The 15,007-nt window shown below is 55.4% G+C and carries 23 protein-coding genes; 4 read left to right on the top strand and 19 right to left on the bottom strand.

All coding sequences use genetic code 11. From position 1 onward, the window contains the following. Position 1: 1 nt before the first annotated feature. The 19 genes from KJZ99_04155 to KJZ99_04245 form a co-directional block, all read right to left on the bottom strand. Positions 2-1,549, bottom strand: coding sequence for a hypothetical protein (locus tag KJZ99_04155; protein MCL4305081.1), 1,548 nt, complete (start codon positions 1,547-1,549; stop codon positions 2-4). Next, positions 1,542-1,805 carry a hypothetical protein gene (locus tag KJZ99_04160; protein ID MCL4305082.1) on the bottom strand — a complete coding sequence of 88 codons (264 nt, stop codon included), beginning with the start codon at positions 1,803-1,805 and terminating at the stop codon, positions 1,542-1,544. The genes KJZ99_04155 and KJZ99_04160 overlap by 8 nt, the downstream gene beginning before the upstream one ends. Further along, on the bottom strand, positions 1,795-2,430 hold the full coding sequence (locus KJZ99_04165; GenBank protein MCL4305083.1) for a hypothetical protein: 636 nt from the start codon (positions 2,428-2,430) through the stop codon (positions 1,795-1,797). Before KJZ99_04165 ends, KJZ99_04160 begins: the two co-directional genes overlap by 11 nt. A 159-nt stretch (positions 2,431-2,589) precedes the next feature. Next, positions 2,590-2,991: a hypothetical protein gene (locus tag KJZ99_04170; protein ID MCL4305084.1), complete on the bottom strand. Its 402-nt coding sequence runs from the start codon at positions 2,989-2,991 to the stop codon at positions 2,590-2,592. After that, positions 2,969-3,286, bottom strand: coding sequence for a hypothetical protein (locus KJZ99_04175; GenBank protein ID MCL4305085.1), 318 nt, complete (start codon positions 3,284-3,286; stop codon positions 2,969-2,971). The genes KJZ99_04170 and KJZ99_04175 overlap by 23 nt, the downstream gene beginning before the upstream one ends. After that, positions 3,283-4,194 carry a hypothetical protein gene (locus KJZ99_04180; GenBank protein MCL4305086.1) on the bottom strand — a complete coding sequence of 304 codons (912 nt, stop codon included), beginning with the start codon at positions 4,192-4,194 and terminating at the stop codon, positions 3,283-3,285. The genes KJZ99_04175 and KJZ99_04180 overlap by 4 nt, the downstream gene beginning before the upstream one ends. Before the next feature lie 3 nt (positions 4,195-4,197). Further along, positions 4,198-4,386 carry a hypothetical protein gene (locus KJZ99_04185; protein ID MCL4305087.1) on the bottom strand — a complete coding sequence of 63 codons (189 nt, stop codon included), beginning with the start codon at positions 4,384-4,386 and terminating at the stop codon, positions 4,198-4,200. Positions 4,387-4,475: 89 nt separating this feature from the next. Continuing rightward, positions 4,476-4,937 (bottom strand): hypothetical protein, encoded by a 462-nt coding sequence (locus KJZ99_04190; GenBank protein ID MCL4305088.1) that lies wholly within the window; start codon positions 4,935-4,937, stop codon positions 4,476-4,478. Then, complete coding sequence (locus tag KJZ99_04195; GenBank protein MCL4305089.1) at positions 4,930-5,388, bottom strand: hypothetical protein; 459 nt, start codon at positions 5,386-5,388, stop codon at positions 4,930-4,932. Before KJZ99_04195 ends, KJZ99_04190 begins: the two co-directional genes overlap by 8 nt. An 18-nt stretch (positions 5,389-5,406) precedes the next feature. Beyond that, positions 5,407-5,823, bottom strand: coding sequence for a hypothetical protein (locus KJZ99_04200; protein ID MCL4305090.1), 417 nt, complete (start codon positions 5,821-5,823; stop codon positions 5,407-5,409). Next, positions 5,820-6,044 carry a hypothetical protein gene (locus tag KJZ99_04205; protein ID MCL4305091.1) on the bottom strand — a complete coding sequence of 75 codons (225 nt, stop codon included), beginning with the start codon at positions 6,042-6,044 and terminating at the stop codon, positions 5,820-5,822. The genes KJZ99_04200 and KJZ99_04205 overlap by 4 nt, the downstream gene beginning before the upstream one ends. Continuing rightward, complete coding sequence (locus KJZ99_04210) at positions 6,041-6,433, bottom strand: hypothetical protein (protein ID MCL4305092.1); 393 nt, start codon at positions 6,431-6,433, stop codon at positions 6,041-6,043. The genes KJZ99_04205 and KJZ99_04210 overlap by 4 nt, the downstream gene beginning before the upstream one ends. A gap of 2 nt (positions 6,434-6,435) precedes the next feature. Further along, positions 6,436-6,588 (bottom strand): hypothetical protein, encoded by a 153-nt coding sequence (locus KJZ99_04215; GenBank protein MCL4305093.1) that lies wholly within the window; start codon positions 6,586-6,588, stop codon positions 6,436-6,438. 753 nt (positions 6,589-7,341) lie between these two features. Then, entirely contained in the window at positions 7,342-8,406 is a 1,065-nt protein-coding gene (locus tag KJZ99_04220) for a hypothetical protein (GenBank protein MCL4305094.1), read from the bottom strand. Positions 8,407-8,419: 13 nt separating this feature from the next. Then, positions 8,420-9,370 (bottom strand): YqaJ viral recombinase family protein, encoded by a 951-nt coding sequence (locus KJZ99_04225; protein ID MCL4305095.1) that lies wholly within the window; start codon positions 9,368-9,370, stop codon positions 8,420-8,422. Beyond that, entirely contained in the window at positions 9,367-9,600 is a 234-nt protein-coding gene (locus KJZ99_04230; protein MCL4305096.1) for a hypothetical protein, read from the bottom strand. The genes KJZ99_04225 and KJZ99_04230 overlap by 4 nt, the downstream gene beginning before the upstream one ends. A 93-nt stretch (positions 9,601-9,693) precedes the next feature. After that, positions 9,694-10,845: a hypothetical protein gene (locus KJZ99_04235; protein ID MCL4305097.1), complete on the bottom strand. Its 1,152-nt coding sequence runs from the start codon at positions 10,843-10,845 to the stop codon at positions 9,694-9,696. 52 nt (positions 10,846-10,897) lie between these two features. Next, positions 10,898-11,434 (bottom strand): hypothetical protein, encoded by a 537-nt coding sequence (locus KJZ99_04240; GenBank protein MCL4305098.1) that lies wholly within the window; start codon positions 11,432-11,434, stop codon positions 10,898-10,900. A gap of 187 nt (positions 11,435-11,621) precedes the next feature. Further along, positions 11,622-11,918, bottom strand: a complete 297-nt coding sequence (locus KJZ99_04245) for a hypothetical protein (protein ID MCL4305099.1) — start codon at positions 11,916-11,918, stop codon at positions 11,622-11,624. A gap of 245 nt (positions 11,919-12,163) precedes the next feature. On the opposite strand from KJZ99_04245, the gene KJZ99_04250 reads away from it, so the two are divergent. From KJZ99_04250 to KJZ99_04265, 4 genes are all read left to right on the top strand, one after another. After that, positions 12,164-12,589, top strand: a complete 426-nt coding sequence (locus KJZ99_04250) for a hypothetical protein (GenBank protein ID MCL4305100.1) — start codon at positions 12,164-12,166, stop codon at positions 12,587-12,589. Beyond that, positions 12,586-12,786, top strand: coding sequence for a hypothetical protein (locus KJZ99_04255; protein MCL4305101.1), 201 nt, complete (start codon positions 12,586-12,588; stop codon positions 12,784-12,786). Before KJZ99_04250 ends, KJZ99_04255 begins: the two co-directional genes overlap by 4 nt. A gap of 2 nt (positions 12,787-12,788) precedes the next feature. Next, the gene (locus tag KJZ99_04260) at positions 12,789-13,259 is read left to right on the top strand and encodes a hypothetical protein (protein ID MCL4305102.1); all 471 of its coding nucleotides are present in this window, start codon (positions 12,789-12,791) and stop codon (positions 13,257-13,259) included. Between the two features lie 100 nt (positions 13,260-13,359). Continuing rightward, positions 13,360-15,003: a T9SS type A sorting domain-containing protein gene (locus KJZ99_04265; GenBank protein ID MCL4305103.1), complete on the top strand. Its 1,644-nt coding sequence runs from the start codon at positions 13,360-13,362 to the stop codon at positions 15,001-15,003. The last annotated feature ends 4 nt before the right edge of the window (positions 15,004-15,007 follow it).

A 15,007-nucleotide genomic window follows, 5' to 3' on the forward strand; every position in this document is an offset into this window, starting at 1 on the left:
GTTACCACTTTCTGCCATGCCGGCTGCGGTTAATTGACTGACTGCGTAAGGGCGTTCGCTCCTGCCCCGGAGGATCGTTCAAAGCGTACGCCGCAGCGGAGTCTTCTGTTGCAAGGGAGTAAACTGTGGCGTCCGCTCGATCCGGTGAACGGCCAAGCCGTTTCACGACTTGTTCCTTGTTTTCCATCTTGATTCGCGGCGGTACTCCGGTGGTTTCTGAGCATATCGGAAGCGCAAGTTCTTCGGCAAGCAGTTCATCGCGCGGCAGGACGTGCCGCTCGGCTTCCGGCTTGTCTGGATTCAAGCATTCGCGCATTGTCCAGTAGAGTTCGGTGCGCCGATTCGTGAAGCCGAAGTCGCCGGTCTGATTCTGCCGATGCGAAGACTCAGCGCCTTTCACTTTCGTGACGTCGATACCAGCGTCAGTCAGATTATCTCCGACGCCCATTCCAATTCCGGTAACGTCTACAGCGATTCTGTAACCGCGCTGATGCCGAATCGCGGCCATACCGACAATTTCCTGAGTCGTGAGACCGTGATGCGTTTCGAGTGGCAGATGCAAGGTTCCGATACGCGGCGCGAGAATCGTGTCGTCTTCGCCGGTGCCGGCCACGTCGATGCCCAACGACTTGTAGCCTGGCCAGCGTTCTGCCAAGACTTCAGCAGCCTGCTCTTCCGAGAGTCTGCGGTCTTGTTCGCGCACTTCTTCGATCAGCTCATCCCAACGCTGCATCGCCTTCTCAATCCATGACAGCGGAATCATCGCGTTATCGGAGGACAGCGGGAATTCCGCCATGACTCGTGAGCGGTAGAGCTGTGAATTCTCGCCCCACTTGGTGCGTTTTTCTGAAACCCACTCATGGCTGACCATGCCCGGGACAACCTGTTTTTTCAGAACCACATTCGGCGTGTCAAAGGCCGTGATCACGATTTTGCTCCAATCGAACGCCTTGAAGAGTCCGGCGTAATGACTGAGCGGATCAATGGCGTTGCCAATAGCGGCGATCCGGTCATCACTACCGACAGCCAGGCGTTCCGCCAGTTCGAAGATCGCGGCTCGGATTCCCGAAGCTTCGTCCAGCGCCACGAACACGTTTTCTCCATGATAGCCCTGGATTGCGGACTCGTTGCGCTGTGAGGCAGGCAGACCGACCGCGAACCACTTCGGACCGAGCTGAAGACGATTCTGCAGCGGTTTCCCGCCAAGCAGGATTTTCGCGTTCTGGTGAAGCGAATTGATTTCCGCCCAGAGCAGGTCGCGAACTTGTCTCATGGTCGGCGCGGTGGTGATCACGCGCGAATTGTGTCTCGTGTAGAGAAACCACAGCGCGATGCAAGCGAGGTAGAACGTCTTCGCCGACCCGTAGCAGCCGCGCGCGGCAGTCTTGCGATTTCGCGCAACGGACCAGATGAACTCCAGCGCTTTGGGAAACAGATTGCGAACGCCCAGGATGTCCCAGATGAACGCTTCGGGATCGTCCCGGTACTGTGCTTCGCATTCCTTCAGCGGCTGATTGCGAAAGACGAGAATGTCAGCGCGTTTACTCAAAGAGCGTGAACTTCACTTCGATTAAATTCTCAGACACTGCTTCTGCGGTTACATTCCCGCGCACAGTACCGACGTAGTTACGGCCGGCGAAGGTCACGGCAAACAGCTCACGCGATTCCCAAGCATCCTGCAGCGCCTTAAATCCGGCTTCGGTACAGGTCGCGATCACGCAGTAGCTCGCCGCGTCGTCGTCGAACGGGAACCCGTCCTCGGTGCGCAGTTCGAGCGAGGTGACGCGCAGGTCGTCATCGCTCATGGTTCGTGACTTCCGTGAAGTCTGCCGATTCAACGCTTCTCGACTTTGCACGATCGCTCTGCTGTGCAATAGCTTCCGCGAACGTCATGCGGAACGCGTCACCGCCGCCGGCAACGCCTTCTGGCCCGATCACGTTATGCAGTTCCAGCAGCACGCGTGCGCAATCGCGGCGAGTGCGGTGATCCGGTGCAGCTGCGTAGTCCCAGATCCCGCCCGGGTATTCGATGCGCTTGATCGTCTCGGCCTTCAGTCCCTGCTTCAGCGCTTCGGTGGCAATCGCGATGCCCGCGCCCTGGATTTCCAGAATCAGCGTGAGCAGACCTTTCGCCTTCAGTCGAGACAGAATCGTCTTCCCGCTAACGTGTGCCGAGACGGGCGGCGCGTTAGGATTCAAGCAGAGATACGCCTGCGCTGCGGTTCGCGGACCGCGATGCTTCGGGCTGACGCCGCAATAGGCGAGCAGGAACTTCACCTCCGTGTCGCTAAGTTCCGGAAGCTGCTGATTGCCCGCTATGGCCAGAAGTTTTGAGTCGTTCGGCGTACCGTTCACGGATGTTGTGTCTTGTTTCAAGTTCAGTGAGTAGGCTGCGGCATTCGTCGTTCCAATGCGGCTCGCAATCGCCATTCTGCCAATTCCAAATCGTTCTCTCCGAGCAACGAAGCGTCAACGCAAGACGTGATCTGCTCCAGCTCAGCACGAGTAATACGCGATCAATTCGCGCTTTCCATGACTCATTTAATCCTTCCGTTTCAATCACTTAGTTTTAACGTCTGAGTTTCAGAGTTACCAGCGGCGCTGCTTCTGGTTTCTAACAGACTGTTCTTGAGGTTTTTGCATCAGAATCGCAGGAGCGTTATCAGGCAGTTCGGGTTCACCGCGTTCAGCGGCTTCGAAGAGTCTAAGTCGTTCATCAGCGGCAACGAAGTTCTTGGGTTCGATCCAGTATCGTCGCAGTCGAAGAATGCCGTTCCATTCGGCAATGCCTTGGTTCAGGAATTTCCTGAGGGCTTTTCCGACCAGTGTTTGAAAGTGCCTCAGTGGTTCGCCTGTGAGACTTGGCTCGAGGATCCGTGCAACCTCTCCGGGTGCGAACTCCCGGAGAGGATTATCACGGAGCAGCTTAAGCACGCGGTGATACGTTTTATCCGCGTGAGAGCGGCGGTCAGGAGAAGCGCGCCAGGGCATTGCTGATCAGGGTTTTCTTTTCGCCAAGGCTTCTGGTGTCTTCGAGCAGGGCCTTCAGGATGCCGCAGAAGTCACGTTTGAGCAGGGTATCGGCGAGTTCGACGGCTTGGTCATCTGTCAGCGAGTGTTCAGGTTCAGGCGGCTCCTGTGAGGCCAGAATCAGCAGGTCTTCGGCTGCCTGGGCGATGTCGTCGGGGTTGGTGAAGTCAAGCGGCGGCTCATGGACTTCGGCCATGTACTTTTGCAAGGCTTCCGAGGCCTCATGGTTGAGTAGCTGCGGTATTTCTGCTTTCATGTGTGTTCCTTTCGTGCTTTGGTTTCGGATTGAATTTGCTTGCGGATCCAGCCTACCGGGTTAGCGAGTCCTGGTTGACCGTCCGCGACGTTCAGTCGGCCATCGGTTTTCGTAGCCTGCAGTTGGTCGAGAATCCAGTCGAGTTCAGCGGGTGAGCCGTGCAGGGACAGGTCGAAGCGAATGCCTGCTCGGTCGTTTTCGGACAGCTTGCCGAGGAGTTGTTCAGCCCGATCGGTGAAGTCGAGCATGGCTTCGAGCTTCGGGTCGGGTGGGTATCTGCCGTTTGGTTTGGGAATCTCGGACAGGGTTCTTTGAACCGGCGATGTCGGTGCCTCGCGCGCACGCGCGCGCTTCGGAGCAACGCTTACAACGCCAGTTGTAAGCGTTTTACTTTCTGAAGCAGAATTACCATTACAATTACCATTCTGAAGTTGGGTTCCGCTGGATTCTTCCATAACCGGAAGCACAACGGGGGTTTTGTGCTGTTTGCTTCCGTTGAACTTGCCGGAATCGTCTTTCATTGGTTCGTAGGCTTCAGCGGTCTTCTGTCCACCCTTGGCTCCGGCAACCCGCCTATTGTGGATAAACTCGGCCAGAGGTTGATGGATAAACCAGTCCTTTACTTCACATTCTGGAGTCAAGAATCCGGCTTTTTGAAGTGCCAGAATCATTGCGACCCCCGGTCCCTGATAGTAACAGTAGTCGGCAATAATCTCGGCGTTTTCTGGGTCGATCACAGGTTCGAACGCGTGATTTGCAGCGACGTACTGAATGAACCTCACGAGGTGCAGATACGCCAATCCTTCGGATAGTCCGAGCGTTCGTTTGAACAATGTGAACTTCGGATTGTCGTGAATGTCTATCGCGATGTTGAATCGGTCAACCCCGTTCCGCCTGGGCCGTGCCATTGGTTATATCTCCTGTGCAGCCATGATCCGCACGTAGTCGGTGATAAAAATGTCTTCCCTGACTATCGTATTGCGTGCCTGTTCAATGAATCCGGCGATGAGCGTCAAATCGTCCTTCCGGTGGCAAGAGATACAGATGAGCGGCGAGAACGTCCGTCCGGAGACGCGCACGTAAACGACGTAACACGGCATGGCGAATGTCAGTTGGTGGCCGCAGCATTTGCAAGGTTCCGTGGACCGCGCATGTTCCTTGCGAAAACGGCTCGATAACGTGATGTTTGTCATTGGTAATACACGTAGAGAGGTAACCTGTTTTGACCATGTGAGAGCTGTGTCAATGCCCAATACACGAATTGAGCGAAGTGTAAGCGATCTGCGATCACAATACATCCGGCTGATCCGGGCACATTTGCGTCTCGGTGAATCCCGAAGCCAGACCGTGACCGATGACCGTCTGGATGCCGTAGTTCAACAGGATAGATACGGAAGAAGTCTCCTTCTATTCCCTTTGCTTCCTTCGGTTCAGGAAGCATCGATACCGTGTATCTCTCATAAGGTGGAATCGGCCCTTTACCTGCGTCCCAGAGGTTTGCCTGCGACTGATAGCCCATAAGTCCGCTCGTTGCAGGTAGAATGATACCGGAACCGTCAGACCCATAGCACTCCACGCGGCCCTGAGCCAAGCGGTCACAGCCCAACGCCTCAAGGTGCATGTAGAATTCAATTCTCGGAATGCTACTCATGGCCTTGAACTTCAGTCGTTACGTCTTCGTCCGGGTGCAAAAGCGGAAGAGCCTCCTGACGTGGATCCACCTCGTCCGCAGCGCTGCTCATTTCATCCAGCAGAAGCAACCGTGCAGAGTTCAGATAGGCCGCAACTTGTCGGCCCTTCGGCACTCGCTTGATGTGCTTTTCAATCCGGTCAGTCAGCTCGCACAAATCAGCATAGACCTCGTACGTCGTAAACGCGGATTGTGCCGCGGCGCCGTTGTTCCGCTCTTCAACGCCCTGGTTGTGCGCTTCAATCTTCTCGCTGTCCGTGCGCCGGTCCATCGTTGGGCCGTACTTCTTATGCACGGTGCAGAGCAAGTGTCCGTTAATCTCTTCAACAGCCGGCTTGCAGCATCTCTGCGGCGACTGTCCGTTCCTGCTTTTGGTCTCATACTGACAAAGACCGATTGGTGCAGAATTCATGTTCGTTCCTTCCGTGGGTTAGTTGTGCAATGCGTATTCGAGTAATAAAAGCGCATCAGCAAGATTGTCGTTCGTGACCTCACCTGCGCGCTCTTTCATTTCTGACTTATCGGCCCTACCGTTGCCGGTTGCCCACTTCTTCAGGGTTGCGGCAGGAATCATCTTAACGGGAATGCCGCGACCAGTCGCATAGAGTTCGACCACCGCACCGAATCCATGAAGCAGCCGCTTACCCTTGCCCATGCCGATCAAGACTTCATGAACAATCAGGTCGCACTTTCCCTGTGCAACCAGAAACCGCAGCAACTTCTCAAGACTTGCGCCGGGCCTTTGATTCGGCCCACGAGTGCAGTCGATTAGTCCGTAGCGCGGGAAAGGCCCGAAATTCCGAGCGAACGCGCCGTTCATGCCAATATCCAAGGCCAGTATCTTCACCGCTTCCTTCGCACTGCTTGAGTTGGCGCCGGAGGTGCGGGCGGTGTAAGCTCATACTCATACGGGGACGAAGGCATGACATACTCTGTGACACGCCCACTCTTTACATACTCCTGAAGCTGCGGCCACACCTCGCCTTGACCCATGCCGGTCTCCCTGAGCAGGCTGATGAAGTCAATCCTTCCGTGCTTCTTGATCGTGGACAGAATCAGGAAGCTCATGCGAACATCGTTGCTTGGCCGTTGGCAGCATAGACAGGAGCTTTCAGTTTCTCTTCAAGGTCTGATAGGTGGTTCAGCATATCCTTCGCGCGTTCAGCTTCGGCTTCAGCGTGGGCCTGCATCTTTTTGGCTGCGTGCTCTAAGAGCTTCAGGTCGGCTTCACGGGCCTTCGGAATCCAATAACCGCGGCGCCCAGGGCCCGACACAATCAGTCGGCCTTGCGCTTTCAGTTCAGTATTGAGAAGATTGATCTCATCCTGAATGTCCCGAACATGCAACCGCTTTCCTGTCTGCTCGAACAGCAATTCAACAATGTCTTCGCGCGAAAGCGGTGAGTCGCTGTCACGAGATTCCAGATACCGCAGAATATGTTCGCCAAGCAACGTCACGATCAGAGTCGTTCAACAGAATCCAGATAGTGACGAAGCGCACGCTGATTGCGAACCTTGCGCAGATACCAACGATTGTAGCGAGGCCTGCGCAAAAGCGCGACGTGAAGGCCGTACAACAACAGCGCGAACCAGATGAGGAGGAATGGATTCATGTTATAACCCCAACTTCTGGAGGTTAGCTTTCCCGAAATTCAGCCAATGTCCCGTTGTTGACTGAACGTGCGTTTGTCCACATTGGCGGCAAACGCGACCACGCGGGGCCTTTTCCCACACGGTCTTTCGTCCTATAGTTAGAAAGCCCCATCTATCCCAAATCTTTACATGCCGTTTTTTGCTGTCGCGTGTGAACGGGCCAACAAAGTCGTGGCGGCCAGTTGCACAAAGCGCGTTGGAATGGCCTGTCAGGGCTTTGCGCTTGGGTTCAGGAAATACTCCTTGCGACTTCATGAAGCGCAAGTATCTGCGCTTGAACTTTTCCCGCTTCTCACTCATGTTATAACCTTCCGTATGGTACTCTAACAATGCAAATCATATAGCAGAATTCGGCGAGGGTAGAGTGCACCGCAACTTGTAAGGATTCCTTGACAGTTGCGGCTACTCCGCCCGTGAGGGTGCCGTCTCAAGAGCTATATTTGTAGCCGGGGCCGGTCGTGAGTGCGACCTCCGGTTGTCGTCTATGTGACGGAACGTGACCGGCCCCGGCCTTAGAACTTCCTCCGCCCTTTGCTCGTGCTCCAGCACAAAGCGCCGGGCGGTAGAAATTCTCCCTTGCGCACGGGGCAGGAAGGAGTATGCCACAAACCAACCCACCCCGCCGCTGAGGGAAACGTCGGCTTCCTTGCTGTCCCGACTGGCGCACGTGTCTTCTTTTATAGCGCATTCACGTTCGCGCTTCACCTGAGCAGTTATTCGTTATCGCGCTTGATGCGCAGCTCTTCCCGCGCTGAGATCAGAACCATCTCAAGAATCTCGTCGGGTGCCCGGAACAGGTCGTTGGTGTTCGTGGACTCACCCGCCGACCATGACTCAACGGCCTTACTGCGTTGGATAGACGTGTTGAGGCCGAGTTCCTTGAAGATCTGGTTAAGCTCCTGAACGGCGCGCTCACGGTCGAAAGTCGTCGGTGTCGGCTGGCTCGGAGCAGGAGGATTTTGCGGCGTGACACCCAGCGCGGCTTTCAGTCCGTTTACGCCGGTCGTTGGCTTGTCAGCGTCTTCGGATTCGAACCAGTCTTCAGGAGCGCTCATGCCGTCGCGCATACTCAGGTAAATCTTCTGCAGACTGACCACCTGCGCCGCTTGAATCGCGTCGAGCCTCCGTTGAATCCGCTTCTCGATCTGGTCCTTGGTCACGCCGTACTCCGCGAAGGTCTCCACCAGTTTCTGAATATTCTCCTTTGACGTGTCAGCTTTGGCGTGAAGCGTCACGCTGCACTGCGCCACCGCCTCGTCCACGATGTCGCCCGGGATGATTGCAAGTATGCGCGCGCGGAGCCGCCTTGCCCCGACGTTGGCAACCATTTCGTATATATCGCGCGGGTCTTCGAGCTTGTAGGAACCCTTCTTCGTGTGCCGAATGTGCGGCACCTGAAACGTGACTTCGCTTCGAGAGTTCGTCTCAACGTCCCAAGCGTATGCCTGCACCGTACTCTCTCCGTTGCGTTGATCCAGTTCGCGGATTCCGAACTGAATGTTGCCCCAATTCTGCGCCAACACTTCCGCAAGCCGGATACTGGGCCCGGTAATGTCCGAGCCGCCGCGCGCATAGGTGTAGAGCGCGGTCTCGGCAAGTTTCTTGCGCTGGCAAGCGTTCAAGATGCGATCCAGCGCGGCGACCGGATCGCGGGGGTTCATGCGCGCGATAATCATGGCGGCCTGCACCTCTGCAACAGCGCGCTGCTGATCGGTCTTGGCGACCGCGTTCGAGGCTTGCTCAGTTGCCGTCAAGCTGTAGCCATTTGTCTCACTCATCTTCAGATTCTCCTCACGCTGCAGCCACTGCGGGCCGCTTCTTTTCTTTGAACAGGAAGCGCCGGCTGCCGGGCTTCGTGACCTTGTACTTCTCAATCAATTGCCGAGGCAGTTCCGGGTCAGCCAGCAACGCCTTGGTATCCACCGACTCGCTGTCCTTCACGCTCTTCCAAGTCACCGCAAACTCCTCGGATTCGATACCGTCGTTGTCCGCGATCACTCCCTGCAAGTACGTCATGCAGTCTGTTTCCTGCGCTTCGAGCGTCTTCAGTTCCGCGCGTACCTTCGCGAGTTCCCGCATGCGTAACGCCGCCACCGAATCGGCCACGACCATTTCGCCGGTCGAGCGCGGATAGCGCGCCTTCAGAAACCTCTGGTATTCCTCTGCCGTGCGCGCTTCTGGCGGAACCTGCGGAATGACGTGCTCTTTCCAGAAGGTCACCACCGCGTCCTTGATGGCCGCTTCGAGTTCGCGGTCGCGCGGGATTTCGTACTCACGATAATCCTGCCCTCCAATTAGCGCCGCGATGTATCCGTCGGTGACGCCTTCCAGCATCAGGTACAACGCGACCTGCGCGATATATGGGAGCGGCGCGTTGTCCGTGCCGGGTTCGCCCCAGAATCCTGCCATGTGCAGGCCTGCGGTCTTGATCTCAAGGATTGCGCTCTTGGGCTGAACGATGAAATCGGGTGTGCCAAAAACTCTCACACCATCAATTTCAGTGCGCAAGTGTCCGGTGGGTAGGAGAGCGAGACTTCGATTGCGGCAAAACTCTTCTGCAATCGGACGCTCCAGTACTCTTCCCCAACGCATCTTCTCATTGTCCGGTTCTGGCTCTTTCAATCCGAGCTTGTCCATGTACACGTCGAGCGGCGAGCGAAACGGGTTCACACCCAGAATCGCGCCGATGTCCGAGCCGCCGATACCGGTGCGGCGATAGTTCGGGTCGAGGTGGTTCATCATGCCACCTCCTTGACGATGGATTCAGAGCGCTCGGCGAGTTCGCGCTTGTCCAATTCCCGTTCGAGATACTTCAGCGAGTCCGCGAGACTCTTGGCGTTGTTGCGGACCGCGTTCGCCCAGAAGGTCACGTCGCCTTCATGAACGCTGACTTGTCCGCACAGGTTATAGAGGTCTGAAATCGCCTCCCAATACTGCCGGAGGCTCTGAGTGTTGAGTTGTCCATTGGTCATGGCTATTTATCCTTGTGAAGTGTGTTCAGTGAGGAATCGTGCGGAGCGGCGGGATACCCTTTCGGTGCTCGACCGCCGCTCCGCTGACTCTGATTAGTTGTTCAGATAGCGACCGGCTGCCGTTTCGAGGTCAAGCCGCTTCTCGCCTTCTGCCTGTTGCGCGAGCCAACTGAGCGCCTGTGCGAAGCGGAGCTTGCTGTTCGGGTCCGGCGTGGAAGGAAGCACTTCGATGCGCTGCTCAGTTTGCACCAGCTTGACGAGGTTGTCGGCGTCTTCCTTCGAGAGGATGTTCTGCTTCCGAAGTCTGTCAGCCTCGCCCTGCGTGTTGATGCGCTCCATCGCCGCCGCTCGCCACGAGGCTTCAATGCGGTCGCGGTTCTCCGGTGCGAGGATCGCCCGCATCGCGTCCTTCATTTCGCTCAATGCCGTCATGCTCTGAAGGCTAACCGTTCTGCCGCTCCACTGGATCAAGCCGTCATCGTCGTTCATGCGACCGCCGAGATGAATCTCGCGGAAGACGCTTTCGCCGACGGCGAGGTTCGTGCACCACATCCGAATCTGGAAGACCGAGAGATTCAAAGCTCCGGCGCCATAGTCTGACGAGCTGATGTGAACGCCGAGTGCGACGACTTCGTTGGGCATCGGCTCAAGCACTTGCGGAATGACCGCGCGAAGCACGTAACGGCGGTCCGTGCAGAAGCCGTCGAGTGGTAGTGCGCCCGTCTCCTGAATCGCCTTCAGGAACATCTCGATCACCCTGCCCTGATCCATCGGCTTGTAGCGGTCGGAAAGCACTGCGCGAACCGTGCCGTCCACTTCGCGGATCAAGCGGCGTGAATCCCCGAGCCGGTAGCGAAGGTCATTCATGATCGAAGCCGCGATTTGCGGGTCGTCGTCAATCACGCCCTTCAGGAACCGTTCGGGAACGCCGAGGATGCTCGCGATTTGACCAAGGCTGTAGTCATTGAAGTTCAGCCAGTCGAAGTCGTTGCCGTCCGCCCGGTCAACCTTCATCTGCATGGCTTTGTTGAATCCTTCGAAGTCAAACTTCGAAGCGGGTACGAGGTAGTCCTTGCGGCGGTCTGCCTCGTCCATGAGGTGCGTTATGACCTGTGCCTGCTTGGCGCGCCCGTTCTCAATCATCGCTTCGAGCTTCTGATGCGCGATGGGAAGCGCGTTGGCGACCGCGTCTTCATAGTTGCGGCGGTCGTGGTGGATCATCGTTCCGATTTGTGCTGCTTGCATGTGGCATTCTCCTTTGGGTTGTGTGTCCGAACAAAAACAGAAAAAGCGCGAACTACAGGGACTGCCCTGCAGCTGCGCGCTTCGCCTTTACTCGATTGATAATCTGCTCTACCGTCTCATGCTCTTCAACGCCGTTGCCGTTCGACTGGGACCGGAGACGCTCGAGATACTCCAGAACTGACTTCCTCTCGAACCGCACCTCACGCCCCGTGCGTCCACGTCCAGGGACGTAGTACCATTTGAAGAGGTTACGGTTCTTTGAAGCCCACGCGGGCGAACGTCCGAGTAGGACGGCCAACTCTGGAATTGCGAGGTCAGCCTGCAATGCAAAGTCACGGACTCGCTCCGATTTGACTTCTGCTAAAGCGGTTCCCTCGTATCGCTGCTTGTCTCTCCACGCTCTGATTTGGGTTGCGCGGAACATGGGAACCGGCGCGAGCCGTGCCCCCTGAACCCAATACAAACCAAATTCTTCTGCGTGATCTTCGACCCAATCACGGGAGCGACCGAAGAGACGCATCACGTCCCGCAATGTTAAGTCATGTTCCGACTCAACTTGACTCAATATGGTTTTTGGGGTATCTTTCAAATGAAAGCCTCCCTTTCAAGGGTGGTTATTCAGGTGCCCCCGCCGCTGTGGTCTGGCAGGATTGTCAGCGGCGCGGGGTTGTTTAATTCAATGGCCTAAAAATACGCTATTTGTTTCTATTTGTCAAGTAAAAAGAGAACTAACATCAACTTTCTTATAAACGTCTGAAATGGATAAGGTTAGCGAACTACGGAAGGCGCTGACCCAAAGAGGAGCCAAGGCGCGGATTGTCCGGGAGGTTGGGATTTCCCCCCAAGCACTCGGCAAGATTCAGCGTGGGGTTGCTGTTCCCACAACTGCCACCCGCCGCTTGATTGCCCAAGGCTTGGGGCTGCCGCAGGACTACTTCCTCGAGCCGGACGCTGAGTCTGAACGCACCACCCGCCGCCGAATCGTAGTTGAGCTTGAAATCCCTGACGACTTCCGATTGGATGATGGTCGCCTTGACAAGATTCAGCGTGCGATGGTGGATGCTGGTACTCATATCGTTTCCGTAATTAAGGACTTAGATAAAACCGACTGAACGCACGTTCAAAATAGAAACGCAAAGCTCCCGATGCAAGTGCGTTGCACGTGACACATCTCAATAAGTTGAGGTAAGAACCGGGAGGATTACAAGGGTTGGTGGGTCTGGATAAGTTGAGGAGGCCTTGCCAGCTAAGTCGATGTTTTGACTAATATGCGTTGATTTCATTAGATTTGGGGTGCCGAAAAAATTAAGGAGGCATTATGCTTCGACTGCTGTTCGCACTAATCATGTCCGCAGGTTTATCGCATGCGCAAGAGATCACGATCCAATCTCATGGTGGCGCGCACTCGTGGAACGTGTACCAAGGTCAGGAGAAGATCAGCGAAGCAAAGCTCTTTTCCTTGGCCGGTCAACCCGAGATTGCAGAACATGCATCGCATCACAGCAATAACCGCGTACGGAAGTTGGTCAATGGACCAGTGTTTATTGCATGCGGCGCCCTTCTCGCGATTAGGCCAGGCCAAGAAAGCGGCAACTTCTCCACTCCGTTTGTCGTAGCGGGAGGTGGTGTCGCGGGAGTTGGCGTTTTCTATTTTATTAAGAGATTCTTCACTCCCAAGTGCTACGCAACACACGAAAGCGCAATGCAGGCTGCCCAACGATATAACGCCGAACTCAACCGATGAAACTCGTGATCAACAAGAACGACTTCATACGTCGGATCGCCAAAGACTTGGTGAAGTTGAAAGGATTGTCACCGCAGGAAGCGAGCGAGAAAACAGGCGTTCCGGTTGCGGAAATCCTGCGCGAGTACGAGGAGCCGTCACCGAAGTACACGACGGTAGCACCAGACGGGAAAGTGACCGAACACGGAAGGGAATAGCCTTGGCGAAGTACTTAGTCAAGCAAGTCAAGAGTACCACCGCCAGCTTGTTTGCAACTTTGGGCTACATCAGGAATCAAGCAAGAGAAGGATTATGTGCTGATCATGTTCTGATCGCCTGCGATTCAAAGGCGCTCGTGAACATGGAACTGCGGAACGTCTTCACAGAAGCACAGGTCGACGCGCTGAAGCACGATGGGCCGCTTCTGATCGGCGGATTACACATAAGACTAATGGTACTGCAGGACCAAGTTGAGCATCATGACGGCGTAGTAATCGCTGTGATTCCGTCAGCAAAGATGTTGGAAAAGATTGACGCGATACAAGGGATTACCGATACCTACGTACTCGAAGGTTTCGCAGACGAACAGAAGCACTGGCTACAAAAGTGGACACCCGACGAAATTCGCTTCATTCCGCGCGAAGGCACCATTGACGTAGAGATTACGCCTGCGCCGAAGCGAAGCACCTAATATGCCCCTATCCGAATCCGATTCTCGCGCATTCGTTTCACTATGACGCTTTCTGACCGTCGTATGTAGCCGGTCACACCAACCGAGAAAGGTTGAAAACATGAATGCGAAGACCACGCGAATCTCACCCGCCATTCAGGCAACTCTGAAGCGGGTGGGGTTCGCGGTTTTGGTGTTGGGGGAAGTTGTCCACGCCCAGCCTTATGAGCCAATCGTTTTGTACGAAGCATTCGGCGAACCGGGTGAGCAACTTGGCGCTTCCGTGTTACGTCACGTAGGAGACCAAGATGGGGATGGGTATGATGATATCTTAGTCAGTGTAGCGGACAGTACTCATTCAAGTGGAACCATCCGTTACAACCATCTTCGTTTGATTTACGGCAATGACTTTCCGCCGTACAGAACACTGGATTTTGCCCACACGCTGACGGATACGACGACGGAGTGGACATACTGGGCAGGCGCTTCGGGTTACGGACCGCCTTTGGAGATCGTTGATCTCTCTGGTGACGGATGTCCCGATATACTCATTGAATTGCATTTCAGAGAATCTATTCTTTATCAGAGGTATCTTTTTTTGGGTGGCCCGGGCGTTTTTGACACGCTCTGGGACTGGCGGTCGGACAACGCGGAACCCCGCAAAGTACTGGAAACTCTGCCGCATTTTAACGACAATGGCATAGGCTGTTACTTGCGGGGGGGGGTAGCAGCAGAGCAACGCCTGTTGGAGTTCTATCAGGGGCAGTGGCCTGACCCGCCGTCTTCATCGACCTGGACGCACAGCGTTGCTTGGAATTGGAATTTCTTTTATCCAAACGGAGTCGGTGACATTACGGGGGATGGTTATACGGACTTCCTGTACTCTCTCCGCTGGGGGGATGGGACCTACCATGTTCACGGCTGGTTCGGCGGTCCTGACGCGGATTCTATTCCGGACGTCACCTTCATTGAAGATACGATGGCGGTTCTGAGCACGGCGTGGTCTATCATCGGAGACATGAACGGGGATAGCGTGGATGACCTTGCTGCGCATACCATTGATCATCATGGCGTACAGCTCCGCGTCTGGTACGGCGGACAGCCGCAGGATTTCAATACGTGGGACGCGACACTCAACGGAGGAGGTGGTCTCGTTCCCTACGCTCATGCCTGTTTAGGGGATATCAACGGGGATGGATATGAAGACATGGCGTTTACGGATGCCCCAGTTCACAGAGTGTGCGTCTATCTCGGTGCGGATCACGTCGACTCAGACATCGCGTATCAAGTCAACTTTCCCAACGAAGACGGGAATGTTCTTGGTGATTACTCCCGATCCGGTGATATTAATGGGGACGGTTTGGATGATTGGATGTACTCGTCGTTCTATGGTGATACGCTCCAGCGCGGCTACATTAGGATAATCTCCGGCGATCCGCGCTTTGGCCTGCCCGTGGGCGACGAACCGCCCCCGGTCGTGCGGGAGTTCGTGGTAGGAGATCCCTATCCGAATCCTTTCAACTCGAGTGTGACGATCCCGATAGAAGTCATCGGCAGCCCGGCGGCTGAGGCGAAGGTTGCGATCTTCGATCTGCTGGGGCGGCAGGTGTTTGCATTTCAAGACCGGAAACTTACACTCGGGCATCACGACCTCGTCTGGCACGGCGAAACCACAACCGGCGCTTCTGTCGCAACGGGGGTGTACTTTGTTGCGGTTCAGACCACTAATTTGTCCGTTGTAAAGAAACTAGTGTATCTCAGATAGAGGT

The organism is bacterium, from assembly GCA_023382385.1.
GTDB lineage: Bacteria > Electryoneota > RPQS01 > RPQS01 > RPQS01 > JABWCQ01.

Bases quoted from the DNA above. Each gene is read 5' to 3' on its own strand.
- KJZ99_04160 (MCL4305082.1), bottom strand. From the start codon at position 1,805: ATGAGCGATGACGACCTGCGCGTCACCTCGCTCGAACTGCGCACCGAG.
- KJZ99_04165 (MCL4305083.1), bottom strand. From the start codon at position 2,430: ATGGCGATTGCGAGCCGCATTGGAACGACGAATGCCGCAGCCTACTCA.
- KJZ99_04170 (MCL4305084.1), bottom strand. From the start codon at position 2,991: ATGCCCTGGCGCGCTTCTCCTGACCGCCGCTCTCACGCGGATAAAACG.
- KJZ99_04175 (MCL4305085.1), bottom strand. From the start codon at position 3,286: ATGAAAGCAGAAATACCGCAGCTACTCAACCATGAGGCCTCGGAAGCC.
- KJZ99_04180 (MCL4305086.1), bottom strand. From the start codon at position 4,194: ATGGCACGGCCCAGGCGGAACGGGGTTGACCGATTCAACATCGCGATA.
- KJZ99_04185 (MCL4305087.1), bottom strand. From the start codon at position 4,386: ATGCCGTGTTACGTCGTTTACGTGCGCGTCTCCGGACGGACGTTCTCG.
- KJZ99_04190 (MCL4305088.1), bottom strand. From the start codon at position 4,937: ATGAGTAGCATTCCGAGAATTGAATTCTACATGCACCTTGAGGCGTTG.
- KJZ99_04195 (MCL4305089.1), bottom strand. From the start codon at position 5,388: ATGAATTCTGCACCAATCGGTCTTTGTCAGTATGAGACCAAAAGCAGG.
- KJZ99_04205 (MCL4305091.1), bottom strand. From the start codon at position 6,044: ATGAGCTTCCTGATTCTGTCCACGATCAAGAAGCACGGAAGGATTGAC.
- KJZ99_04215 (MCL4305093.1), bottom strand. From the start codon at position 6,588: ATGAATCCATTCCTCCTCATCTGGTTCGCGCTGTTGTTGTACGGCCTT.
- KJZ99_04220 (MCL4305094.1), bottom strand. From the start codon at position 8,406: ATGAGTGAGACAAATGGCTACAGCTTGACGGCAACTGAGCAAGCCTCG.
- KJZ99_04225 (MCL4305095.1), bottom strand. From the start codon at position 9,370: ATGATGAACCACCTCGACCCGAACTATCGCCGCACCGGTATCGGCGGC.
- KJZ99_04230 (MCL4305096.1), bottom strand. From the start codon at position 9,600: ATGACCAATGGACAACTCAACACTCAGAGCCTCCGGCAGTATTGGGAG.
- KJZ99_04235 (MCL4305097.1), bottom strand. From the start codon at position 10,845: ATGCAAGCAGCACAAATCGGAACGATGATCCACCACGACCGCCGCAAC.
- KJZ99_04245 (MCL4305099.1), bottom strand. From the start codon at position 11,918: ATGAGTACCAGCATCCACCATCGCACGCTGAATCTTGTCAAGGCGACC.
- KJZ99_04250 (MCL4305100.1), top strand. From the start codon at position 12,164: ATGCTTCGACTGCTGTTCGCACTAATCATGTCCGCAGGTTTATCGCAT.
- KJZ99_04255 (MCL4305101.1), top strand. From the start codon at position 12,586: ATGAAACTCGTGATCAACAAGAACGACTTCATACGTCGGATCGCCAAA.
- KJZ99_04265 (MCL4305103.1), top strand. From the start codon at position 13,360: ATGAATGCGAAGACCACGCGAATCTCACCCGCCATTCAGGCAACTCTG.